The sequence below is a fragment of the Pseudomonas sp. WT-JTC genome (assembly GCF_056711565.1).
In genome coordinates, this window is record NZ_CM160042.1 from 6601548 (window position 1) to 6623964 (window position 22417).

18 protein-coding genes are annotated in these 22417 nt (G+C 60.7%); 6 read left to right on the forward strand and 12 right to left on the reverse strand.

The features are described from left to right. The first annotated feature begins 24 nt into the window (after window positions 1-24). Window positions 25-1425 carry a dihydrolipoyl dehydrogenase gene (gene lpdA / locus AC06G5_RS30090; RefSeq protein WP_413422913.1) on the forward strand — a complete coding sequence of 467 codons (1401 nt, stop codon included), beginning with the start codon at window positions 25-27 and terminating at the stop codon, window positions 1423-1425. A gap of 112 nt (window positions 1426-1537) precedes the next feature. On the opposite strand, the gene AC06G5_RS30095 is transcribed toward lpdA, so the two are convergent. After that, window positions 1538-2011, reverse strand: a complete 474-nt coding sequence (locus AC06G5_RS30095; protein WP_007969928.1) for an Lrp/AsnC family transcriptional regulator — start codon at window positions 2009-2011, stop codon at window positions 1538-1540. 145 nt (window positions 2012-2156) lie between these two features. On the opposite strand from AC06G5_RS30095, the gene AC06G5_RS30100 reads away from it, so the two are divergent. Beyond that, entirely contained in the window at window positions 2157-2786 is a 630-nt protein-coding gene (locus tag AC06G5_RS30100; protein WP_413422916.1) for a LysE family translocator, read from the forward strand. Between the two features lie 3 nt (window positions 2787-2789). Here the strand turns inward: AC06G5_RS30100 and AC06G5_RS30105 are convergent, their stop codons facing one another. The 5 genes from AC06G5_RS30105 to AC06G5_RS30125 form a co-directional block, all read right to left on the reverse strand. Then, window positions 2790-4904: a hypothetical protein gene (locus AC06G5_RS30105; RefSeq protein WP_480458746.1), complete on the reverse strand. Its 2115-nt coding sequence runs from the start codon at window positions 4902-4904 to the stop codon at window positions 2790-2792. Then, window positions 4891-6087 (reverse strand): DUF3142 domain-containing protein, encoded by a 1197-nt coding sequence (locus AC06G5_RS30110; RefSeq protein WP_480458748.1) that lies wholly within the window; start codon window positions 6085-6087, stop codon window positions 4891-4893. The genes AC06G5_RS30105 and AC06G5_RS30110 overlap by 14 nt, the downstream gene beginning before the upstream one ends. Window positions 6088-6196: 109 nt before the next feature. Further along, window positions 6197-8227 (reverse strand): 2Fe-2S iron-sulfur cluster-binding protein, encoded by a 2031-nt coding sequence (locus AC06G5_RS30115; RefSeq protein WP_413422922.1) that lies wholly within the window; start codon window positions 8225-8227, stop codon window positions 6197-6199. 63 nt (window positions 8228-8290) lie between these two features. After that, complete coding sequence (locus tag AC06G5_RS30120) at window positions 8291-8917, reverse strand: glutathione S-transferase family protein (RefSeq protein WP_413422924.1); 627 nt, start codon at window positions 8915-8917, stop codon at window positions 8291-8293. 119 nt (window positions 8918-9036) lie between these two features. Further along, window positions 9037-9939 (reverse strand): LysR family transcriptional regulator, encoded by a 903-nt coding sequence (locus AC06G5_RS30125; protein WP_413422926.1) that lies wholly within the window; start codon window positions 9937-9939, stop codon window positions 9037-9039. Window positions 9940-10516: 577 nt separating this feature from the next. Between AC06G5_RS30125 and AC06G5_RS30130 the strand changes: the two genes are divergently transcribed. From AC06G5_RS30130 to AC06G5_RS30145, 4 genes are read left to right on the forward strand one after another with little or no spacing between them, the layout of a single operon-like run. Beyond that, window positions 10517-11647, forward strand: coding sequence for an AI-2E family transporter (locus tag AC06G5_RS30130; protein ID WP_413422928.1), 1131 nt, complete (start codon window positions 10517-10519; stop codon window positions 11645-11647). A 14-nt stretch (window positions 11648-11661) separates the two neighbouring features. Further along, window positions 11662-13173: an efflux transporter outer membrane subunit gene (locus AC06G5_RS30135; protein WP_480458751.1), complete on the forward strand. Its 1512-nt coding sequence runs from the start codon at window positions 11662-11664 to the stop codon at window positions 13171-13173. Beyond that, window positions 13166-14281: an HlyD family secretion protein gene (locus tag AC06G5_RS30140; protein WP_413422932.1), complete on the forward strand. Its 1116-nt coding sequence runs from the start codon at window positions 13166-13168 to the stop codon at window positions 14279-14281. The genes AC06G5_RS30135 and AC06G5_RS30140 overlap by 8 nt, the downstream gene beginning before the upstream one ends. Beyond that, window positions 14271-15296 (forward strand): DUF2955 domain-containing protein, encoded by a 1026-nt coding sequence (locus tag AC06G5_RS30145; protein WP_480458753.1) that lies wholly within the window; start codon window positions 14271-14273, stop codon window positions 15294-15296. The genes AC06G5_RS30140 and AC06G5_RS30145 overlap by 11 nt, the downstream gene beginning before the upstream one ends. Window positions 15297-15341: 45 nt before the next feature. Here AC06G5_RS30145 and glmS read toward each other — a convergent pair whose 3' ends face one another. From glmS to atpG, 6 genes are all read right to left on the reverse strand, one after another. Then, complete coding sequence (gene glmS, locus AC06G5_RS30150; RefSeq protein ID WP_413422936.1) at window positions 15342-17174, reverse strand: glutamine--fructose-6-phosphate transaminase (isomerizing); 1833 nt, start codon at window positions 17172-17174, stop codon at window positions 15342-15344. Window position 17175: 1 nt separating this feature from the next. Continuing rightward, window positions 17176-17952, reverse strand: coding sequence for a DeoR family transcriptional regulator (locus tag AC06G5_RS30155; protein ID WP_413422938.1), 777 nt, complete (start codon window positions 17950-17952; stop codon window positions 17176-17178). Window positions 17953-18172: 220 nt separating this feature from the next. Continuing rightward, on the reverse strand, window positions 18173-19540 hold the full coding sequence (glmU, locus tag AC06G5_RS30160; protein ID WP_480458756.1) for a bifunctional UDP-N-acetylglucosamine diphosphorylase/glucosamine-1-phosphate N-acetyltransferase GlmU: 1368 nt from the start codon (window positions 19538-19540) through the stop codon (window positions 18173-18175). Window positions 19541-19653: 113 nt separating this feature from the next. Then, window positions 19654-20079: a F0F1 ATP synthase subunit epsilon gene (locus AC06G5_RS30165; RefSeq protein WP_007985046.1), complete on the reverse strand. Its 426-nt coding sequence runs from the start codon at window positions 20077-20079 to the stop codon at window positions 19654-19656. A gap of 45 nt (window positions 20080-20124) precedes the next feature. Continuing rightward, the gene (gene atpD, locus AC06G5_RS30170) at window positions 20125-21501 is read right to left on the reverse strand and encodes a F0F1 ATP synthase subunit beta (RefSeq protein WP_008018365.1); all 1377 of its coding nucleotides are present in this window, start codon (window positions 21499-21501) and stop codon (window positions 20125-20127) included. A 27-nt stretch (window positions 21502-21528) separates the two neighbouring features. After that, window positions 21529-22389, reverse strand: a complete 861-nt coding sequence (gene atpG / locus AC06G5_RS30175; protein ID WP_007934344.1) for a F0F1 ATP synthase subunit gamma — start codon at window positions 22387-22389, stop codon at window positions 21529-21531. Window positions 22390-22417 lie beyond the last annotated feature (28 nt).

A 22417-nucleotide genomic window follows, 5' to 3' on the forward strand; every position in this document is an offset into this window, starting at 1 on the left:
CCCTTTCGATCCAGGAGTACATCCATGAGCACTTATGACGTCGTGATACTCGGCGGTGGCCCCGGCGGTTACAACGCGGCGATCCGCGCCGGACAACTGGGTCTGAAAGCTGCCTGCGTGGAAGGACGCGCCACACTCGGCGGCACCTGCCTGAACGTCGGCTGCATGCCATCCAAGGCGTTGCTGCATGCCTCCGAACTGTACGACGCGGCCATGGGCGCAGAATTCGCCAATCTGGGGATCGAGGTCAAACCCGTGCTCAACCTCGCCCAGATGATGAAGCAAAAGGATGAAAGCGTTACCGGGCTGACCAAGGGCATCGAGTTTCTTTTCCGCAAAAACAAAGTCGACTGGATCAGAGGCTGGGGCCACATCGACGGACCGGGCAAAGTCACGGTGACCGATAGTGCCGGCGGCAAGACCGAACTGAGCGCCAGGGACATCATCATCGCCACCGGTTCCGAGCCCACTCCCCTGCCTGGCGTGGACATCGATAACAAACGCATCCTCGACTCCACCGGTGCCCTCGCGCTGACCGAGGTGCCCAAGCATCTGGTGGTGATCGGCGCCGGCGTGATCGGCCTGGAGCTGGGTTCGGTATGGCGGCGCCTTGGGGCGCAGGTAACGGTGGTCGAGTTTCTCGACCGGATCTGCCCCGGTGTGGATATCGAAGCCGGTAAAACCCTGCAGCGCTCCCTGAGCAAACAAGGCTTGAGTTTCAAACTGAGTTCAAAAGTGACCAGCGCCACCACCTCCGCCACCGGCGTGCAGCTCAGCATCGAGCCTGCCGCGGGCGGTGCCGCCGAATTGCTTGAAGCCGATTACGTGCTGGTGGCCATCGGGCGCCGACCTTATACAAAAGGCCTGGGCCTGGAGAACGTCGGCCTCGCCACGGACAAGCGCGGCATGCTCGCCAACAAGGGGCATCGCACCGAAGCCGTCGGGGTCTGGGTGATTGGTGACGTGACCTCCGGCCCCATGCTCGCCCACAAGGCCGAGGACGAAGCCATGGCCTGCGTCGAGCAGATGGTCGGCAAGGCTGGCGAGGTCAATTACAACCTGATCCCCAGTGTGGTTTACACCAAACCGGAGCTGGCCAGCGTCGGCAAGACCGAAGAGCAACTCAAGGCTGAAGGCCGGGCGTACAAGGTCGGCAAGTTTCCCTTTACCGCCAACAGTCGGGCGAAGATCAACCACGAAACCGAAGGCTTCGCCAAAGTGCTGGCCGATGAGCGCACCGACGAAGTCCTCGGTGTGCATCTGGTCGGCCCGAGCGTCAGTGAAATGATTGGTGAGTATTGCGTGGCCATGGAGTTCAGTGCCTCGGCCGAGGACATCGCCCTGACCTGCCACCCACACCCGACCCGCTCCGAGGCCTTGCGTCAGGCGGCGATGAATGTGGAGGGGATGGCGACACAGATGTAAGACTTGAAGAGTTGCAGTGACTGATTTATCGCCTTCGCGAGCAAGCCCGCTCCCACAGGTACAGCGTAAACCTTGTGGGAGCAGGCTTGCTCGCGAAGGAAGGCAACTCGGTCTAAAGCGGCAAATGCTCCAACGGCAACGCCCCCGGCGCCTTCACCGTGTGAATCGCAAAGTTGCTGCGGATGTCGCTCACACCCGGCAGCTTCAACAAGCGCCCGGTGAGAAACCGGTCATAGGCACGCAAGTCCGGCACCACCACCTGCAGCAGAAAATCCGACTCCCCTGACACCAAAAACGCCGAAATGACCTCGGGCAATGCCGTCACCGCCAGGCGAAAGGCTTCGGCTTGTTCGTCGTTATGACGCTCGACCTTGACCCCGACAAACACCGTCAGCCCCAACCCCACCTCATCGCGATCCAGATTGGCCTGGTAGCCGCGAATAACCCCCGCCTCTTCAAGCATCCGCACCCGGCGCAGGCAAGGCGATGCAGACAGGCCGATCTCGTCTGCCAGTTGCACATTGCTCAGGCGGCCATCCCGTTGCAGCGCGGCGAGAATCTTGCGGTCGTAGGCATCGAGTTTCATGGTTTGGCAGATCCTGATGGTTCAAGTGTGAATACATGGCAGATTATGCCAATACAGAAACCGAAAGAAGCTAACAACGCAAGCACCTGCCCCGCCCTCCAGCCCTAGACTGGCACGACCGAATCGACAACGAATGGGGTGCAACATGCAGGGGCTCTGGCTGTTTTTCATGGCGCTGGCGGTGGTCTATCTGTTGCCGGGGCCTGACATGATCCTGCTGTTGCAGACCGGTGCCCGCCAAGGCAAAGGCGCCGCGCTGGCGACGGCCGTGGGGTTGGGCATCGCCCGGGGTTGCCATGTGGCATTGGCGGCGCTGGGGCTGGCGGCACTGTTCAAGGCTGCGCCCTGGACCTTCGATGTGGTGCGCCTGGCAGGCGCCGCGTACTTGCTGTGGATCGGCATTCAATGCCTGCGAACCACGATGCTGCCGAGCTTGACCAGCGCCGACACAACCGGCGAAAAACCGCGCTGGGGCGCAGCCATTCGACGCGGACTGCTGACCAACCTGCTCAACCCCAAGGCACTGTTGTTCTGTTCGGTACTGCTACCGCAATTCATCAACCCACAGGCCGGGCCGGTGCTCGGGCAATTTGCGACGTTGGGCGTGGTGCTGGTCGGTGTCGGTTTTCTGTTCGACAGCGCCTACGCCCTGGTTGGTGCAGCGCTCGGCCGTTGGCTGCAACGCAGCCCCTCAGCCCAGCGCCTGCAACAATGGTTGTTCGGCAGCCTGTTGATTGGTTTCGCCGTCCGGCTGACCTTTGTGCAACAGGCTTGAACCTCACTGCGCCTTGCGGCGGCGATTGAACAACAACAGCGCGGCTGCCGCGACCACCAGTACGCCACCGACCTGTAACGGCGTCTTGTACGGGCGCAAGGCCGAACGCGTAGCGTCGGTGACTTGGGTCACGTAGCGCTTGTCGGCGTTCTCGAAGTCGGGATACGGACACTGGTGGCCGAAATCGGCGGCCCATTCCACGTAAGGCCCTTCTTTGACATAGCGCTGATAAATCGCACTTTGCTCCTCGAGGCTGCTGTTCCACCCCGACGCCTCGCACAGCACCGCCGCAAACGCCTGGCTGGTGTGAGGCAAGTTATCCGCCGCCTTGCTCGCCAACGCCGTGGCCACGAAGCGATAGTGGTAACGCTGATCAGGCCGGGCAGCGCTGGCCTGCTGACGCTTCACTTCGTCATCGGCCACCAAAGGACCGACCTTGAGTTCGGCGTTTTCGAGAACGTAGTTACCGCCGAACGTGGCGTAATCCGGCGCCATTTCATAGCCCAGAATGTCCATGCCCCACTCGCGCGCCGTCCAGGCTGCATTGAACAGCGCTGCGGCGCGACGGGTCGGCCACCAGGCCGAATCAGCCGCCAGACGCTGCTCGCCATACAGCTTGGCCTTGTGCCGCAAGCCGTCATTGTCGAAGTAAGCCAGCGCTTGCTCGTAATGCCCTTCGCGCAACAAACGCCGCCCCAACAAATTGCGCAGGCTCGCCGCCACCGGCAAGGGCACGTAGTTGTCGCGGTCCTGCTGGCTGAGCGGCGGCGGAGCCGGCACTTGGGTGTCGACGTAGTGCTTGAGTTCTTCGAGGGTCAACACGCGCTCGGCCACGGTGGCGGCGTCGAACCAGTAAATGCTTTGGCTGCGATATAACTGATCGAAGGCCTGCAGGTAATCCCCGCGTTGCAAGGCCAGGATCGCACTTTCACCCTCGACACGGCATTTGGGCTGCAGTGTTTCGTAATCGAAGTCCGGGGTCCGTCGCTCGCCCCAGGACTCATTCTGCGGAAAGGCCTGGGCCGCTTTGGCATAGGCTGCGGCGGCCGCGGTTTTATTGCCCTCGCGCACCGCCAGTTTTGCCCGCAGCCACCAGGCCAAACCGCCATCGCCGGCATGTTCGAGGAAAGCCTTGGCACTGGCGTAATCGCCCTGTTGATAATTCATCGCCGCCAGGCGGTCGGCGTTTTCGAGACTGCCACGGGTGCTGTTTTGCAGCAGCTTGATCATCTTCTGTTCATTGGCGGGTTGCTCACCGAACGACCAGCCCAACCGGCTGATCAGCGATGCGGTCACCAATTGCTGCACGGGCTGGCCCTTGAGCAACTCGGCCACTTGATCATCCGGCAGCGTCATCAAGTCCGTCATCAACAGCTTCAGCGAGTCGTAGCCCACCGTGGAGCCGTGCAGATTTTGCGTGGCGTACAGCTCGATGGCGCGGTTCCAGTCGCCGGCGGTGCGCACCACCCGGGCTTCTTCGCCAAGGCTGGCGACACCCAGTTCCAGTGGATCGCTGAAGCCGTCGATGCTCAGTTGCCGGGTTTGCTCAAAGGCCTTGCGGGATTGTTCGAGCAGATCCGGACCCGCATTGGCTTCGGCGCTCATGGCGAACAACGCGCGCCCCAGCGAGTAAGCCGCCCAGGTGCTGCGCGAAGCCCGTTGTTCTGCGGGCAAGGCCAGCACTTGCTTGAAATACCCGGCGGCCAGGGCCGTATCACCCGCGCCAAATGCCACGGCGCCCGCCAGGTACAACCCGAGCTCGGGCGGCAGTTGCGCCCCTTCGGTTTCAACCTGACGGGCATTGGTCAGGCTGCGCAGGTGTTTCACCAACACTTGTTGCTCAGCGGAAAGTCCCGCCTGCTCGGCCTGATCCCGCTGCGCTGCAAGGTCAGGTTCATCGCTGTAGTGGGAGCCAGCGGTGACGTTCTTCAATCCTTTGATGGCGTGGCCGAGGCGGTTGATTTCGAAGCCGAAGTTGCCTTCCGGCAGTTCCGTCAGCGACTGACCTCGGTTGTCCAGCAGACGCATGGGAAAGTCCGGGCCGCACGCCAGCGCCGAACCCAGCGGCAGGCTGAGGCTCAGGCAAAGCAAATGACGCGGCCAGTTACGGGTGAACATTCGAACCTCCTTGATCAATGTGTGCGCAGCGAGCCCAACCAATGGCACGCTGTCCGCCGGCCGGTATTCGACCGTCGCGCAAGCGGGTGAAGGTAAGCAGATCCGGACGCTGTTGCAACGCGTAACCGGCCAGGGCATCAGCCCCCTCACAAGCACTGACGGCCAGTGTCAGGCGTTCGGGCCAGGCGCTGTCGAGATTGCCCTGGTTGCTGATGCCGATGTCATAGAGGCCATTGTCGGCGGAGAGTTTCAGCGTCAATCGACTGTCGAGGACATCACCGCGAGCCACGGCGCGCAAGGTGGTCAGACTCCAGGCCCGACGGTCGTTGGCCAATGGCAGGCGAAACCAGATCAGGCCCGCCAGATGCTTCGGAGGATCGACCCGCAGTTCGCTGCCGAGGGTGCGCAATGACTGCGGATCGGCCAGTAATTCCCGGCGCAGGCCTTCGCGTTCCACGTTCACTTCGCTTTCCACAACAGGCGCGCCGCCCGCCGACGGCAGCAACGCCACGCCATAGGCCGGCAGCGCCAGATAGAAAGGTTTTGTCGTAACGCGGCTCCAGGCCTTCGCCCAATGCCGGGCCTGATCGGCATCAAACAAACCGCGACGCGGATCGCTCACCGCGTGCACCTGCAACACGCTGCTGTCGACTGTGGATAACAACGCCGGCAGTTCGCGACTGTCGAGCCAGGACGGCAATGCGGTGATGCTCAGCGGCAGCGAAGTCGGCAACGCTTCACGCAAATGCACAAGAAATTCGCGGTACGCCGGTAGCCGGGCATTACCCGCATCATGGTCGATTTCCACGCCGGCGAGGTTCAACCCTTGTCCCTGCCAATCGCTGATCACCTGGCGGATTTGCGCTGTAATTTCTTCCTGATCCAGCGCCTTGAGTTGCCCATCCAGGCGAACCACCGCAATCACTGGCCGGCCGTCGCGCTTGAGCATCTGCGAATCCACTCGGGCTCGGCTCCAGCCCGCCTTGGGGAAGGCCTGCAAGGCCAGCACCCGCAACGTCGAAAAGTCTGCACGGCTGTCCCTGAGGGCGGCGTCGTGGGCCGGCGTCCACTGCCGCTGCCAGACGTAGAGTTGCTGATCCAGCGGCGGTGCTTCCTGTCTTTCGCAACCGGTGGTCAGCGCCAGCGCCATCAGCAAGGCGATCGAGCGAGTGAAAAAAACCATTAAAACGCCTGTTCCTGAAATGCAGAAAGGGCCTGTGCGGCCCTTGTTGGTTCTGCCCCTACCCTACCCAGCCATCGACCGACGGGCAATGTTCGCCTGCAATCCTCCTTCAGATATCGAGCACCAGCGGCTGCGTTCCCTGCGCCGGAATCGCACAGCAAATCAGCACTTGTCCGTCATCCGGTACTTCCGCTGGCGGCAGTGGGTAATGCACCTGACCGCTGATCAAGCGCGTCTTGCAGGTGCCGCATGAGCCGCCGCGACAACTGAATTCCGGACGCAGGCCACGGCTTTCCGCCAACTCCAGCAAGCTGCCGCCCTCCGGCTGCCAGCGCGCTTCCTTGGCCGAGCGTTGGAACACCACGGGTATGGACGTGGTAGCGGCTGGCGGTTGCTCGATGACCACTGCATCGGGGTCCGGGCGCCGGCGCAAGGTGGACGGGCCGAAGGTTTCGGCGTGAATCCGCGAATCGCGAATGTCCAGTTCGCGCAGGCCGTCGTACAGCGCCTGGGTAAAACTTCCGGGGCCACAGACGACAAAATCCGGCTGATCGTAGTCCTCGATTGTCAACAGTTCCTTGAGCAGCTCGACGTCGATCCGTCCACGGAGGTCGAAGTCCTCTCCTTGCTTCGCCTCGGCTTCCGGTTGGCTGAGCAACCGCACTACCCGCACCGCGTCACCGGCGTCTTCGAGCAAGCGATCCAGTTCACGGTGAAACGGTTGGTCGGCCAGCGTGCGCGAACTCTGGATAAACCATGTCGGGCGGATACGGCGGGTGCGCAATCCCTGGTAAACCACCTCCCGCAGCATCGACAACAGCGGTGTGATGCCCACCCCGGCCGCCAGCAACACCAATGGCCGACGCTCATGGGGCGCCACGGTGAAATGCCCTTGCGGCGCCCGCGCCTCCAACAGGTCGCCGACACGAATCTGCTCATGCAAATGCGTAGACACCCGCCCGTCACGCTTCACGCTGATGCGGAAAAAATCATCGGACGGTGCGCTCGATAAACTGTACGTGCGAATGTGCACGTCACCGTCAATGTTGAAGCGCAGGGGCAAATGCTGCCCGGCCTGAAACAGTGGCAACCCGGCTCCGTCAGCGGGCTCCAGGTAAATCGAGCGAATGTTGTGGCTTTGCGCTTCAATCCGCACCACCCGCAACGGCCGCCATTGATCGCCCAGGGCCTTGGCCTGCAAACGCGCGGTGGCCTGCTCCCATGTACCAGTGAGCAAACTGGTGGGTGACACACCGTCGAAGCGCCAGCGCAACGCCAGGGCGGCCGGGCGCCGTACGACTTGCTCGACATCGATTGTCCACAGACGCTCGGCTCCCTGGAACGCCTCTACCTGCGGGCCCTCCAGGATGATTTCGGTCCGCCCGCTGAGCTGCAGCAAATCACCGCTATTGAAATCGATGAATAACAACCCGGCCCGGGGGTTGAGCAGCAGGTTGCCCAAGGTGTTGAAATGCAGGTTGCCGGCGAAGTCCGGAATGGTCAGGCGATTGCCTTCCACGTGTACAAAACCGCTCTGGCCGCCACGGTGAGATACATCCACCGAGCGCTCGCCATCGACATCCACATAACTGGCAACGAAGAACGTGTCCGCTTCGGCGATCGTGGCCATGGCCGCGTCATCCAGTTCACTGAAATGTTGCGCGATACGCGTCGAAGGGTCGGCCAGTGGCACCGAGTGAAACTGGCGCAACTGAATGTACTGCGGGCAATTGCCGAAGGACTGATCCACCGTCACCGCGAAACCATCGGTTGTCAGGGCACGAACATGCCCATTGATGCGGTTGCGACGGCGGGTATGCAACTCGATGCCCAACAGGCCGATCGCCGAGCCGTCGCTCAACTGCGCAGGATCATCAAGGGCAGGCAGGCTGTGAAATTGCAGCAGGCCCGGTTCTGGTGATTGTGCGAAACCGGGCTGGCCTTCAAGGATACTGGCCCACGGATGACCGTCGGCATCCACCGCTCCGTACAGCATGAACGGCAATTGCTGATAGAACGTGCGGTGCTGATCCGGCATCTCGCTGCGAATCACCTTGCGACCGAACGCCTCCATTCGCTCGGCAACGCCCACATGGGCCTGCAATTGTTTCTCGCCGGCATGCCAGGGTGAACGGTCCATACGGCTTCTCCCCTGCGCCACTGGCGCAGAACGGGGCGGCCCGGCAATTCCGGGCCGCGGGCATCAGGCAGTTTTTTGCAAACCGGCGATGGTGCGCGGCATGCCGACAAAACCTGGCAGGGCTTCGATGCGGGCCAGCCAGGCGCGAATGTTGGCGTACTCGTCCAGCGACACATTGCCCTCCGGCGCATGGGCGATGTAGCTGTAGGCCGCGACGTCGGCCACCGTCGGCTCGCTGCCAGCCAGATACGGCGTATCGGCCAGTTCGTGATCGATCACTTTGAGCACGGTGTGGGCGTAGGCAATCACTTCTTCAGCGTTGTAAGGCGCGCCAAACACCGTGATCAGTCTTGCCCGGGCAGGACCGAAGGCAATCGGACCGGCAGCCACCGACAACCAGCGCTGGACCTTGGCGGCGCCCACCGGATCAGTCGGCAGCCAGCGACCGTTGCCGTACTTTTGCGCCAGATAAACCAGGATCGCGTTCGAGTCGGCCAGCACCACGCCCTGGTCATCAATCACCGGAACCTGGCCGAAAGCGTTGAGCGCCAGGAACGCCGATTGCTTGTGTTCGCCCTTGGCGAGGTCAACGAAGATCAACTCGGTCGGCAATTTCAGCAGGGACAGCATCAGCTCGACACGATGAGCGTGGCCGGAACGTGGGAAGTTGTAGAGTTTGATCGCTTGCATGGTCGACACCTCGGGTGAGTGGTGCTGTTCAGGGGAAAGATGGGTCGTATCTTCTACCCTCAACCAAAACAACAGAATCACCAGCAAACGCAATCCATTATTTCACCGGGTGAAATAACTCAACGCTTGAGCGCCGGATGCTCGCGCAGCGTGTTCACCGCAAAGTCAACAAAACTGCGCACCCGGGCCGGTGCTTTACGTCCGCCCTGATAGACCACATGGATGGGTAACGGCGGCAGTTCGAAGTCCGCCAGAATGATTTCCAGCTCTCCGGCAGCCACTTTGCTCGCGACTTGATAAGACAGCACCCGCGTGAAGCCCAACCCCAGGCTGGCTGCCGTGATGGCTGCCTGATTCGCCGTCACCACCAGCCGCGGTTCAGCCCGCACGCTCAAGGTTTCGCCGTCCTCCATGAATGGCCAACTCCGCAACTGGCCTATGGCCGATGTCGCGATGATCGGCGCCTGGGCCAGTTCCTGCGGATGTCTGGGCCGACCATGACTGGCGAGAAACTGTGGCGAGGCGCAGATCACCCGCCGCACGTCCCCCACACGGATCGCATGCTGATTGCTGTCAGGAAGTTCGCCAATGCGGATGGCCACATCGACGCCCTCCTCGACCACGCTCACGATCCGGTCCACCAGCAGCGCGTTGATGCAGACTTCGGGGAATTGCGTCAGGTAACTCACCATCAGCGGCGTGACAAACAGTTCGCCAAACAAAACCGGGGCGGTAATGGTCAGTTGCCCACGTGGATGGATGTGGCTGCCTGCAGCCGAGTCCTCGGCTTCCTGCACCTCGGCGAGAATTCTCCGACAGTCCTCCAGATATCGCTGACCAGCCTCACTCAAATACACGCTGCGCGTCGTGCGCGTAAGCAGTTGGGTGCCAATGCGCTTCTCCAGCGCCGCCACCGCTCGGGTGACACTGGCCGCCGACAGACCCAAACGCCGCGCCGCCGCCGAAAAACCCTGTTCCTGGGCGACGGCAGCGAAGACCTGCATTTCCTGGAAGCGGTCCATGGGCATGTCCTCATTTCAGATAGATAAATCGCAATCGAAGGCCGGAATGTTAAGCGCAGGCGTTCAACCATTTAGTTGGGCACCCGACCATCAAGTAAATCAATGGGCTACTGCACTCTAGCGCCTCCACTGTAAAAACGAAGCGTGTCACAAACCTCAAAGAGCGGCCTGGGGATTATTGATAATTATTGAGGATTATTTTCTTGCGACGGCAGCGACAGTTCGCAATTATCCGGCCCAGCCCGCTGCAACGACTAATGCCTGACAGGGAAAAAGCGCCATTGGCTCGGCTCCCCACGCGTTTCCAGGCAAGGGCTCGTCAGCGGACTCCATCCACTGCAGCGCAATTCCAGCCTGTGCAAACAGGCGGAATATACGACTGCTCCTATACTACAAGCCACCCTGTTACCTATTGAGTCTTAGTAGGTACCTCGTTGAATTTTCCCTACGTGAAATACGGCGTTAGTTGATAACGCCTGGACAGCGGCCCATCGATTCTGCTTTCAAGATTCGCCGAGTAGGGAAGAGTGAACTTCAACTAGCTGGCTAACCTGGTGACAACGCAGGGAGTTCGAAAATGTTGCGCACAAACATTTCCGCAAGAGCACTGTCCGGTGGTTTGCTCGATGTACTGATACGCGCCGGGCTGATTACTGTGCTGGTGCTGTTTTGCTTCCAGATCTTCCACCCATTCCTCAACCTCATGCTCTGGGCGATGATACTGGCCATCACCCTGTATCCGCTGCATGCACTCATCAAGCGCAAGCTGGTCAACAAGGACGGGCATGCCGCCACCCTGATCGTGGTGGTCGCCCTGGCCTTGCTGATGGTGCCGATCTACCTGCTGGGCACTTCGATCAGTGAGTCGGTACAAGGTACTTTGGCGATCCTCAAGTCCGATACGCTGCAGGTGCCGCTCCCCAGCGAAAAAATCGCTTCCCTGCCGCTCATTGGCAAGCCGCTCTATGGCTACTGGATGCAAGCCGCCACCGATATGGGCAGCGTGCTGATGAAACTGATGCCGTACATCAAGTCCGTCGGCCTGACCTTGTTGGGCAAAATGGCCGACGTTGGCGTGGGCTTCCTGTTGTTCATCGGTGCGCTGATCATTGCCGGTGTGCTCATGGCCTATGGCGAAAACGGCGAAAGAAGCGCACTGGCCATCACCTCGCGCCTTTCCGGACCTGAGCGCGGCCCACGCATCACCGAGCTGTGCACGGCAACCATCCGCGCGGTCGCCCAAGGCGTGGTGGGCATCGCGTTTATCCAGATGCTGCTGGTGGGCGTGGGCTTCGTGCTCATGGGCGTCCCCGGTGCCGGCCTGCTGGCGATGGTTGCGCTGTTGATGGGGATCATGCAATTGCCAGTACTGCTGGTGACCCTTCCGGTGATCGCCTATGTCTTCGCCACCGAAGGGACCAGCCTGGCCACCATCGTGTTTTGCATCTACAGCCTGATTGCCGGGATGGCCGACAACGTCCTCAAGCCATTGATGCTCGGTCGTGGCGTCGATGTCCCGATGCCGGTGATTCTGATCGGTGCCCTGGGCGGCATGGTGAGCGGCGGCTTCATCGGTTTGTTCATCGGGCCGGTTGCGCTGGCGGTGGGCTACCAACTGTTCTGGCAATGGGTCCAGGACCAACCGTCTGCCGAGGTACAGAACGAGACACCGCAAATCGAGGCAATCGACGATCAGCGTCCCCTCTGAGGAGTTTGCGCCTGATGCCACGCCCTGCTCGCATCAGCCGGCTGCTGATCTGCGGGACCGTCGTCCTGGGGGGCTGCGTGCAACTGGGTCCGGATTTCCAGTCACCGGCCCAGCCCTGGGTCGAACACTGGAACAGCCCGGCCCTGGAAATCGCCGGGCAAAAGCGCCCACAACCGGATAGCCGCCAATGGTGGCATGTGTTCGACGACCCGGTCCTGGACCACTTGATTGCCGAAGCCGATGCCCACAACGCCGACCTGCAGGTCGCTGGCCTGCGGGTCATGGAGTCCCGCGCGCAATTGGGCATTGCCCTGAGTGGACGCTACCCGCAATTGCAGCAGGCCAGCGCCGACAGCCTGTACGTGAACCGTCGGCAATCGGGCGGTGCCAACCCTCAGGACACGCATTTCTGGCAATACAGCGCCGGCTTCGATATCGGTTGGGAGCTGGATTTCTGGGGGCGCTTCAGCCGTGCCATCGAGTCAGCCGACGCGTCCTGGTTTGCCGCCCAGGCCAACTATGAAAATGTACTGGTGCTGTTGCACGCACAACTGGCGCAAACCTACTACGCCCTGCGTACCGCCGAGGCGCGCCTGCACATCGCCCGCAGTAACGCCACCTTGCAAAAACGCAGCTACCAGATCACCGAGCGCCTGTTCAAAAGCGGGGCCGAAGCCGAACTCGATCTGCAACAGGCCAAGACCCAGTACCTGGGCACCCTGAGCACCATCCCGGATTTCGAGAGTCAGGTGGCGAGTTTGCGCAACGCGTTGTCCACCCTGATCGGCCAGCCACCCGGCTCGATCCCTGACCTGGATCGCAACACCGGCCTGGTACCACTGCTCGACACCGCGGTCTTGCAGGATGTACCGGCCAACCTGCTGGTGCGGCGCCCCGATGTTCGCGCTGCCGAGCTGCAAGTGGCGGCGCAATCGGCGTTGATCGGTGTGGCCGAGACCGATCTGTACCCATCCATCAGCCTGCTGGGCAGCATCGTCTGGTCCGCCAGCTCGCTCAACGGTGCATCCAATACCCTCGACCTGGTGGCTGGCCCCAGCCTGCGCTGGGACATCTTCGACCATGGCCGGATCACCAACAACGTCCGCGTGCAGGATGCGCGCTTGCAGCAGTTGATCGTTATCTACCAGGACAGCGTGCGCCAGGCGGCACGCGAGGCGGACGACGCCGCGACCGGCCTGATCAAGGCACTGGAGCGCGACCGGATCCTCAGCGATGCCTCGGTGGCCGCCGAACGTTCGGTGACCCTGGCCAATGCCCAATACCGCGAAGGCTATTCGGACTTCCAGCGCGTGCTGGATGCCCAGCGCGCCCTGTTTGCCCAACAGGATATCTACCTGGTCAACCGTGGCACCGCCGTCAACAGCTTGATCGCCCTGTACAAGGCCCTGGGCGGCGGTTGGTACAGCGACCAGCCGATGCTCGACCCGGCCACCCGCAAACAGATGCAACAACGGACCGATTGGGGCGATCTGCTCGACGAACCGAAGGAAAGTGCCCATGAATGACAGCCAACAACCGGTCGAGAACGCCTCGGTACCTGCCGCTGACCCGGCCAGAAAAGCGATCAACTGGGTCGTGCTGCTGATCATCCTGAGCCTGGTCTGGTACCTGATGGCCGACCGTTACACGCCCTACACGCAACAGGCACGGGTACAGGCCTTCATTGTGCCGGTGGCGGCTGAGGTTTCCGGCCGGGTGACCCAGGTGCACGTGCGCAACAACCAGGACGTCAAGGCCGGCGAATTGCTGTTTGAAGTCAATCCGGAGCAGTACCGGATTGCCGTCGATCGCGCCCGCGCCGACCTCGAATCGACCCGTCGCCAGGTAGGCGCCAACACTGCCGGTGTCGAGTCCAAGCAAGCGTCACTGCGCGCGTCCCAGGCCAATGAGCTCAAGGCACGCCAGGACATCCAGCGGCTCGAACGCCTGTACCGCGAAGATCCGGGCACCATCTCGCTGCGACGCCTGGAAATATCCCGCGCCACCCTGGAAGAGTCCATCAGCCAGGTCGCCGCGGCCAAGGCCGAAGTGCAACGTGCACGCGAACAACAGGGTGGCAACGAAGCAGAGAACGCCCAGTTGCTCAGCGCCGCCAGCAACCTTGAAAAAGCCGAGCTGGACTTGAGCAATACAAAGGTTCACGCGCGTTCGGCCGGCCTGATCACCGATTTGCGCACCGATGTCGGCCAGTTCGCCTCCGCCGGTGCACCGGTGATGACCCTGATCGCCATCCACGATGTGTGGATCAGCGCCGACATGACTGAAAACAACCTGGGAAGTGTCCAGCCCGGAACTCCGGTGTCCATCGTCCTCGACGCCCTGCCGGGGAGAATATTCAAAGGCCATGTACGCAGCGTCGGCTATGGCGTCGAAGTCGGTCAGAGCACCCAGCCGGGCAGCCTGCCGAAAGTGGAGAACAGCCGCGATTGGCTGCGTCCTGCCCAGCGCTTTCCGGTCATCATCGAGTTCGAACCGGGTGAGCTGACCAGTCCACAGGGCATCCGTGCCGGCGGCCAGGCCGAAGTCATGGCGTTCCCGAGTGAAGGTAACCCGCTGAACCTCCTGGGTCGCCTGTTCCTGCGCCTGATGAGCTGGATGTCCTATGCGTATTGAGCGCCCGGCCCGTGTTCAGCGCGCCCTGCGCCTTGGCTTCGGCACGGCGCTGTGCCTGGCGGCGAGCTTCGGCCTGGCCTTGCCTATCCCGTTCCTCGCGCCGATGCTGGCGTTGATGATGCTGGCAGCGATGAACCGACCGTTGCCGTTCAAGGCCAGCCTGGGTCTGATCCTGATCCTGTTGCTGACCACCGGGAGCGGCCTGCTGCTCATTCCCCTGCTGCGTTACTACCCGTTCAGTGGCGTGCTGCTGGTCGGACTGTGTCTGTTCCTGGCATTCGGTTATGGCCTGCGCGGCGGCAACCCGCTGGTGGCGACTTTCCTGGTGGTGGGCCTGACATTGATCAGTGCGGCCGGAACCGCTGAATTCGCCCTGGCGCTTGAGGTGATCGTGGCCCTGGTCAAAGGCCTGTTCCTGGCAGTCTCGACGCTGACCGTCAGCCATTGGCTGTTTCCCGACCCCGCCAGCGCCCCAGCGGCCAAACCCGGCCCAAGCCTTACTCCTGCCGAAAGCGGTTGGCTGGCGCTGCGTGCCACGCTAGTGGTGCTGCCGACTTTCCTGCTGGCCATGGTCGACCCGGCCAGCTACCTGCCGATCATCATGAAAGCCGTCAGCCTCGGCCAACAAAGCTGCGCGACCAGTGCCCGCACCGCTGGCCAGGAATTGCTCGGCTCGACCCTGCTCGGTGGCCTGATGGCGATTGTTTTCTGGTGCGCGCTGAGCCTGTTCGTCAACCTGTGGATGTTTTTTCTGTGGATGTTGCTGTTCGGCCTGCTGGTGGCCAGAAAACTCTACGGCCTGGCCCGGACCCGGCAGCCGCCAGGGTTCTGGCTCAACAGTCTGGCAACCCTGATCATTCTGCTCGGCCAATCGGTACAGGACAGTGCGGCGGGCAAGGACGTCTACACCGCCTTCGCCATTCGCATGGGCCTGTTCATTCTGGTGACCTTGTACGCCTGCGCCATGGTGCATTTGCTCGACACGCGGCGGCAACGGCGCATTATTTCCGCCTAGAAAAAGAAAAACCCCCTGAAAAGGGGGTTTTTCATTGTGGATAACTTATTCCACGGTGACCGACTTCGCCAGGTTACGCGGCTGGTCAACGTCGGTGCCTTTGAGTACGGCAACGTAGTACGACAGCAGCTGCAGCGGGATGGTGTAGAGAATCGGCGACAGGATGTCGTGGATGTGCGGCATGTGCACCACGTGGGTGCCTTCACCGTTGGTCATGCCGGCTTTCTCGTCAGCGAAGACGATCAACTGGCCACCGCGGGCGCGGACTTCCTGGAGGTTGGACTTCAACTTCTCCAGCAGTTCGTTGTTCGGCGCCACGGTCACCACTGGCATGTCGTTATCCACAAGCGCCAACGGGCCGTGTTTCAGCTCGCCGGCCGGATAGGCTTCAGCGTGGATGTAGGAGATTTCCTTGAGCTTGAGTGCCCCTTCCATCGCTACCGGGAACTGCGCGCCACGGCCGAGGAACAGCGTGTGGTGTTTCTCGGCGAACAGTTCGGAGATTTTTTCCACGGTGCTGTCCATGGCCAGCGCCTCGCCCAGACGGGTTGGCAAACGACGCAGTTCTTCGACCAGCGTCGCTTCGACGCCTTTGTCCAGGGTGCCACGAACCTGGCCCAGGGAAAGCGTCAGCAACAACAGGCCAACCAATTGCGTGGTGAAAGCTTTGGTAGATGCCACACCGATTTCGCGACCGGCCTGGGTCAACAGGGTCAGATCCGATTCACGCACCAGCGAGCTGATGCCGACGTTGCAGATCGCCAGGCTGGCGAGGTAACCCAGCTCCTTGGCGTTGCGCAGCGCGGCCAGGGTGTCGGCGGTTTCACCGGACTGGGAAATGGTCACGAACAAGGTGTCTGGCTGCACCACCACCTTGCGGTAGCGGAATTCGCTGGCGACTTCGACCTGGCACGGAATGCCGGCCAGCTCTTCAAGCCAGTAACGCGCGACCATGCCTGCGTGGTAGCTGGTGCCACACGCAACGATCTGTACGTTACGCACTTTGGCGAACAGCTCGGCCGCCTGTGGGCCGAATGCCTGTACCAGCACCTGGTTCTGGCTCAGGCGACCTTCCAGGGTGCGCTGCACCACGGACGGTTGCTCGTGGATTTCCTTGAGCATGAAGTGGCGGAACTCGCCCTTTTCAGCGGCTTCGGCGCCGTCGCGATATTGCACGGCTTCGCGCTCGACGGCCTTGCCGTCAACGTCCCAGATTTGCACGCTGTCGCGGCGAATTTCAGCGATATCGCCTTCTTCCAGGTACATGAAACGGTCGGTGACTTGACGCAGGGCCAACTGGTCGGACGCCAGGAAGTTTTCCCCCATACCCAGGCCGATCACCAGCGGGCTGCCGCTGCGGGCTGCAACCAGGCGATCCGGTTGCTGCGCGCTGATCACTGCCAGGCCGTAAGCACCGTGCAACTCTTTGACGGTCGCCTTGAGGGCCACGGTCAGGTCGCGCAGATCCTTGAGTTTGTGGTTCAGCAGGTGCGCAATGACTTCGGTGTCGGTGTCCGAGGTGAACACGTAACCCAGGGCCTTGAGTTGTTCACGCAGGGCTTCGTGGTTTTCGATGATGCCGTTGTGCACCACTGACAGGTCACCGGAGAAATGCGGGTGTGCATTGCGTTCGCACGGTGCACCGTGGGTGGCCCAGCGCGTGTGGGCGATGCCCAGACGACCGACCAGCGGCTCGGTGGTCAATGCCTGCTCCAGCTCACTGACCTTGCCCGGACGACGCAGGCGCTCGAGTTTTTCATCGTTGGTGTAGACCGCCACGCCAGCGCTGTCATACCCACGGTATTCGAGGCGTTTCAGGCCTTCGACGAGGATGGCGGTGATGTTACGTTCTGCGACTGCGCCGACAATTCCACACATGCTATTTCTCCTGACTGACAGCCGCGCAAATCAAAGTGATGCCGCGGGCCTGAATCTGATCGCGAGCCTCAAGTGGCAGGCGTTCATCGGTAATAAGGGTATGGACGCTGCTCCAGGGCAGTTCCAGGTTGGGAATCTTGCGGCCGATCTTGTCGGCCTCCACCATCACGACCACTTCGCGGGCGACTTCGGCCATGACCCGGCTCAGTCCGAGCAGTTCGTTGAAGGTGGTTGTACCGCGAAGCAGATCGATGCCATCGGCGCCGATAAACAGCTGGTCGAAATCGTAGGAGCGTAGTACCTGCTCGGCGACCTGCCCCTGAAAGGACTCGGAATGCGGGTCCCAGGTGCCACCGGTCATCAACAGCACCGGTTCGTGCTCAAGTTCGCTCAGGGCATTGGCGACGTGCAGCGAGTTGGTCATCACCACCAGACCGGGTTGCTGCCCGAGTTCCGGGATCATGGAGGCGGTGGTGCTGCCACTGTCGATAATGATGCGCGCATGCTCGCGAATCCGCGCGACGGCGGCACGGGCGATGGCTTGTTTGTACTTGGAAACCGGCTGACCGAGGTCGGCCACCAGTTCCTGAGGCATGGTGATCGCCCCGCCGTAACGACGCAGCAACAGACCATTGCTTTCAAGTGCCGCCAGATCCTTGCGGATCGTAACTTCCGACGTTTCGAAGCGCTTGGCCAACTCATCCACACTGACTTCGCCCTGCTGATTGAGCAAGGCGAGGATGTTGTGACGACGTTGAGGTGTGTTGCGCTTCGACATGAGCTGGTAAGTTTCGATTCGAAAGATAGCGGAAGCAATCAAAACCTATCAGCGAAACTTCGTCAAGCGCAATGCGATAAAAAGAGCTGTGGATAACCCTTTGTAGGAGCGAGCTTGCTCGCGATGGACTTAAGGACGCTGCTTTTGTTCAGACTGACCTCGTCATCGTTGACGTCCATCGCGAGCAAGCTCGCTCCTACACAAGGGAGTTGTGGATAACTCAGCCCTTCTTGATCTTCTCCGGCCGCTTCCAGCCATCGATGTTCTTCTGGCGAGCGCGCCCAATCGCCAACTGGGACTTATCCACAGTCGAGGTAATGGTCGAACCGGCCGCTGTGGTAGCACCGGACTGGATATCCACAGGCGCTACCAACGAGTTGTTGGAACCAATGAACACATCCTCGCCCAACACGGTTTTCCACTTGTTGGCGCCGTCGTAGTTGCAGGTGATGGTGCCGGCACCGATGTTGGTGCGCGCGCCCACTTCGGCATCGCCCAGGTAAGTCAGGTGACCGGCCTTGGCGCCTTCGCCGAGGTGGGCGTTTTTCAGCTCGACGAAGTTACCCACATGCGCGCGGGCTTCGAGCACTGTACCTGGACGCAGACGAGCGAACGGACCGGCATCGCTGGCTTCACCCAGAATGGCACCTTCGATATGGCTGTTGGCCTTGATGACCACGCCTTTGCGCAGGGTACTGTCCTTGATCACGCAGTTCGGGCCGATTACCACGTCATCCTCAATGACGACCTTGCCTTCGAGAATCACGTTGATGTCGATGAGTACGTCGCGCCCGACCGTGACTTCACCACGAATGTCAAAACGAGCCGGATCGCGCAGCGTCACACCTTGAGCCATCAAACGGCGACCGGCGCGCAATTGATAATGCCGCTCCAGTTCGGAAAGCTGCTTGCGGTCGTTGGCGCCCTGCACTTCCATGGCGTCGTGCGGTTGCTCGGTGGCCACCACCAGACCATCGCTCACTGCCATAGCAATGATGTCAGTCAGGTAGTACTCACCCTGGGCGTTGTTGTTGGAGAGACGGCTCATCCAGTCGCCAAGGCGGACAAAAGGCAGCGCCAGAATGCCGGTATTGCCTTCGGTGATCTGGCGTTCGGCGTCATTGGCATCTTTCTGTTCGACGATGGCCGCAACCTTGCCAGCGGCATCACGAACAATACGGCCGTAACCGGTCGGGTCATCCAGTTCGACGGTCAGCAAGCCCAACTGCTGCGGCCCCACCTGCTTGAGCAGGCGCTGCAGGGTTTCGACTTCGATCAACGGCACATCGCCGTAGAGCACCAGCACGGTGTCGGACTGAATGAACGGCACTGCCTGAGCAACGGCGTGACCGGTGCCCAGCTGTTTATCCTGCAGGACGAAGTTCAGGTCATCCGCCGCCAGGCGTTCGCGTACGGCATCGGCGCCATGGCCGATCACCACATGAATGCGCTGTGGATCAAGTTGCCGGGCGCTGTGGATAACATGACCGAGCATGGAGTTGCCGGCAATCGGGTGCAAAACTTTCGGCAAAGCAGAACGCATACGCGTGCCTTGGCCAGCAGCGAGAATAACGATTTCGAGAGACATGACTGGCTACCAATCCTGGGTGGTCAGCGGCTGCGACCGGGTTGTAAAAATCGGAAAAGAAAAAAGGGTAGCCGAGGCTACCCTTTTTAATCAATCACACAACAAGAGCGGCCTTAGTGGCCGAACTTTTTGCGGATCTGCTGGACGGTGCGCAGCTGAGCTGCAGCCTCGGCCAGACGTGCGGCAGCAGAACCGTAATCGAATTCCGCGCCTCGCTCATGCAGGGCTTTCTCGGCAGCCTTAACGGCTTCCAAAGCTGCGGCTTCGTCCAGGTCGGCAGCACGTTGCACGGTGTCGGCAAGAACCTTGACCATGTTCGGCTGAACCTCGAGGAAACCACCGGAGATGTAATACACCTCCTCTTCCCCGCCCTGCTTGACCAGGCGGATCGGACCTGGCTTCAGATTAGTGATCAGCGGCGCGTGACCCAGGGCGATACCAAGATCACCCAGTGCACCGTGCGCAATCACCATCTCGACCAGACCGGAAAAGATTTCTCCTTCCGCGCTGACGATATCGCAATGGACTGTCATAGCCATCTGATTGCCTCAACCTAAATTAGCGCCCGTTGCCGGGCGCCGGGATTACAGTTTCTTGGCTTTCTCGATCGCTTCTTCGATGCCGCCAACCATGTAGAACGCTTGTTCTGGCAGGTGGTCGTAGTCACCGTTGAGGATGCCTTTGAAGCCAGCAATGGTGTCTTTCAGGGAAACGTATTTACCCGATGCACCGGTGAAGACTTCAGCCACGAAGAACGGCTGCGACAAGAAACGCTGGATCTTACGAGCACGGTTTACCAACTGCTTGTCGGCTTCCGACAGCTCGTCCATACCCAGGATCGCAATGATGTCCTTCAGTTCTTTGTAACGCTGCAGCACGTACTGAACACCGCGAGCGGTTTCGTAGTGGTCGTTGCCGATCACGTTCGGGTCCAGCTGACGCGAAGTCGAGTCCAGTGGGTCTACCGCCGGGTAGATACCCAGGGAAGCGATGTCACGGGACAGAACGACGGTGGCGTCCAAGTGAGCAAACGTGGTCGCTGGCGACGGGTCAGTCAAGTCGTCCGCTGGTACGTATACGGCCTGGATCGAAGTAATCGAACCTTGCTTGGTCGAAGTGATGCGCTCTTGCAGCACGCCCATCTCTTCAGCCAGGGTCGGCTGGTAACCTACTGCCGAAGGCATACGGCCCAGCAGTGCGGATACTTCGGTACCGGCCAGGGTGTAACGATAGATGTTGTCGACGAACAGCAGAACGTCGTTACCTTCGTCACGGAACTTCTCGGCCATGGTCAGGCCAGTCAGGGCTACGCGCAGACGGTTTCCCGGCGGCTCGTTCATCTGACCGTAAACCAGTGCCACTTTGTCCAGAACGTTGGAGTCCTTCATCTCGTGGTAGAAGTCGTTACCCTCACGAGTACGCTCACCCACACCGGCGAACACGGAATAACCGCTGTGCTCGATGGCGATGTTACGGATCAGTTCCATCATGTTTACGGTTTTGCCTACACCGGCACCACCGAACAGACCGACTTTACCGCCCTTGGCGAACGGGCAAACCAGGTCGATAACCTTGATGCCGGTTTCCAGCAGGTCGTTGCCGCCCGCTTGTTCAGCGAAGGATGGCGCAGGACGGTGAATGCCCCAGCGCTCTTCGGTGTCGATTGGACCAGCTTCGTCAATCGGGTTGCCCAGTACGTCCATGATCCGGCCCAGGGTCGCTTTACCGACCGGTACGGAGATGGCAGCGCCAGAGTCGACAACGTCCAGACCGCGCTTCAAGCCTTCGGTGGAACCCATCGCAATGGTACGAACTACGCCGTCGCCCAGCTGTTGCTGAACTTCCAGGGTAGTGTCCGCGCCTTGTACTTTCAGCGCGTTGTAGATGCTCGGTACGCTGTCGCGTGGAAATTCCACGTCGATAACGGCGCCGATGATTTGAACGATACGTCCGCTACTCATAGCTGGATCCTCTGAATATTTGAACCGTTAAACCGCGGCAGCGCCGCCGACGATTTCCGAGATCTCTTGGGTGATCGCAGCCTGACGCGCCTTGTTGTAGACCAGCTGCAAATCGCTGATCAAATCACCGGCGTTGTCGGTAGCGTTCTTCATCGCGATCATCCGCGCAGCTTGCTCAGCCGCGTTGTTCTCGACCACCGCCTGGTAGACCTGCGACTCCACGTAACGGACCATCAAGCCGTCGAGCAGCTCCTTGGCATCCGGTTCGTAGAGATAGTCCCAGTGGTGCTTGAGTTCTTGATCCGGGGTTGCCACCAGTGGAATCAACTGCTCCACGGTAGGCTGTTGTGTCATGGTGTTGATGAACTTGTTGGACACCACGGACAGGCGGTCAATACGGCCGTCCAGGTAGGCATCCAGCATCACCTTGACGCTGCCGATCAGATCATTGATCGACGGCTCTTCACCCAGGTGGCTGATAGCTGCAACGACGTTACCGCCGAAGTTGCGGAAGAAAGCCGCACCCTTGCTACCAACTACACACAGATCGATCTCGACGCCGTTTTCGCGGTTTACCGCCATGTCCTTGACCAAAGCCTTGAACAGGTTGGTGTTCAAGCCACCACACAGACCACGGTCACTGCTCACTACGACATAACCGACGCGCTTTACTTCACGGTCGATCATGAACGGGTGGCGATATTCCGGGTTAGCGTTGGCCAGATGGCCAATAACCTGGCGGATGCGCTCCGCATAAGGACGGCTAGCAGCCATGCGCATTTGTGCCTTGCGCATTTTGCTGACCGCCACTTTTTCCATGGCGCTGGTAATCTTTTGCGTGCTTTTGATGCTCGCAATCTTACTGCGAATCTCTTTTGCGCCTGCCATGTAACACCTATCAGGTTAGCAAGCGGGA

What these genes read in the sequence shown, in the direction of transcription:
- lpdA (WP_413422913.1), top strand. Translation starts at nt 25, where the DNA reads ATGAGCACTTATGACGTCGTGATACTCGGCGGTGGCCCCGGCGGTTAC.
- AC06G5_RS30095 (WP_007969928.1), bottom strand. Translation starts at nt 2,011, where the DNA reads ATGAAACTCGATGCCTACGACCGCAAGATTCTCGCCGCGCTGCAACGG.
- AC06G5_RS30100 (WP_413422916.1), top strand. Translation starts at nt 2,157, where the DNA reads ATGCAGGGGCTCTGGCTGTTTTTCATGGCGCTGGCGGTGGTCTATCTG.
- AC06G5_RS30105 (WP_480458746.1), bottom strand. Translation starts at nt 4,904, where the DNA reads ATGTTCACCCGTAACTGGCCGCGTCATTTGCTTTGCCTGAGCCTCAGC.
- AC06G5_RS30110 (WP_480458748.1), bottom strand. Translation starts at nt 6,087, where the DNA reads ATGGTTTTTTTCACTCGCTCGATCGCCTTGCTGATGGCGCTGGCGCTG.
- AC06G5_RS30115 (WP_413422922.1), bottom strand. Translation starts at nt 8,227, where the DNA reads ATGGACCGTTCACCCTGGCATGCCGGCGAGAAACAATTGCAGGCCCAT.
- AC06G5_RS30120 (WP_413422924.1), bottom strand. Translation starts at nt 8,917, where the DNA reads ATGCAAGCGATCAAACTCTACAACTTCCCACGTTCCGGCCACGCTCAT.
- AC06G5_RS30125 (WP_413422926.1), bottom strand. Translation starts at nt 9,939, where the DNA reads ATGGACCGCTTCCAGGAAATGCAGGTCTTCGCTGCCGTCGCCCAGGAA.
- AC06G5_RS30130 (WP_413422928.1), top strand. Translation starts at nt 10,517, where the DNA reads ATGTTGCGCACAAACATTTCCGCAAGAGCACTGTCCGGTGGTTTGCTC.
- AC06G5_RS30135 (WP_480458751.1), top strand. Translation starts at nt 11,662, where the DNA reads ATGCCACGCCCTGCTCGCATCAGCCGGCTGCTGATCTGCGGGACCGTC.
- AC06G5_RS30140 (WP_413422932.1), top strand. Translation starts at nt 13,166, where the DNA reads ATGAATGACAGCCAACAACCGGTCGAGAACGCCTCGGTACCTGCCGCT.
- AC06G5_RS30145 (WP_480458753.1), top strand. Translation starts at nt 14,271, where the DNA reads ATGCGTATTGAGCGCCCGGCCCGTGTTCAGCGCGCCCTGCGCCTTGGC.
- glmS (WP_413422936.1), bottom strand. Translation starts at nt 17,174, where the DNA reads ATGTGTGGAATTGTCGGCGCAGTCGCAGAACGTAACATCACCGCCATC.
- AC06G5_RS30155 (WP_413422938.1), bottom strand. Translation starts at nt 17,952, where the DNA reads ATGTCGAAGCGCAACACACCTCAACGTCGTCACAACATCCTCGCCTTG.
- glmU (WP_480458756.1), bottom strand. Translation starts at nt 19,540, where the DNA reads ATGTCTCTCGAAATCGTTATTCTCGCTGCTGGCCAAGGCACGCGTATG.
- AC06G5_RS30165 (WP_007985046.1), bottom strand. Translation starts at nt 20,079, where the DNA reads ATGGCTATGACAGTCCATTGCGATATCGTCAGCGCGGAAGGAGAAATC.
- atpD (WP_008018365.1), bottom strand. Translation starts at nt 21,501, where the DNA reads ATGAGTAGCGGACGTATCGTTCAAATCATCGGCGCCGTTATCGACGTG.
- atpG (WP_007934344.1), bottom strand. Translation starts at nt 22,389, where the DNA reads ATGGCAGGCGCAAAAGAGATTCGCAGTAAGATTGCGAGCATCAAAAGC.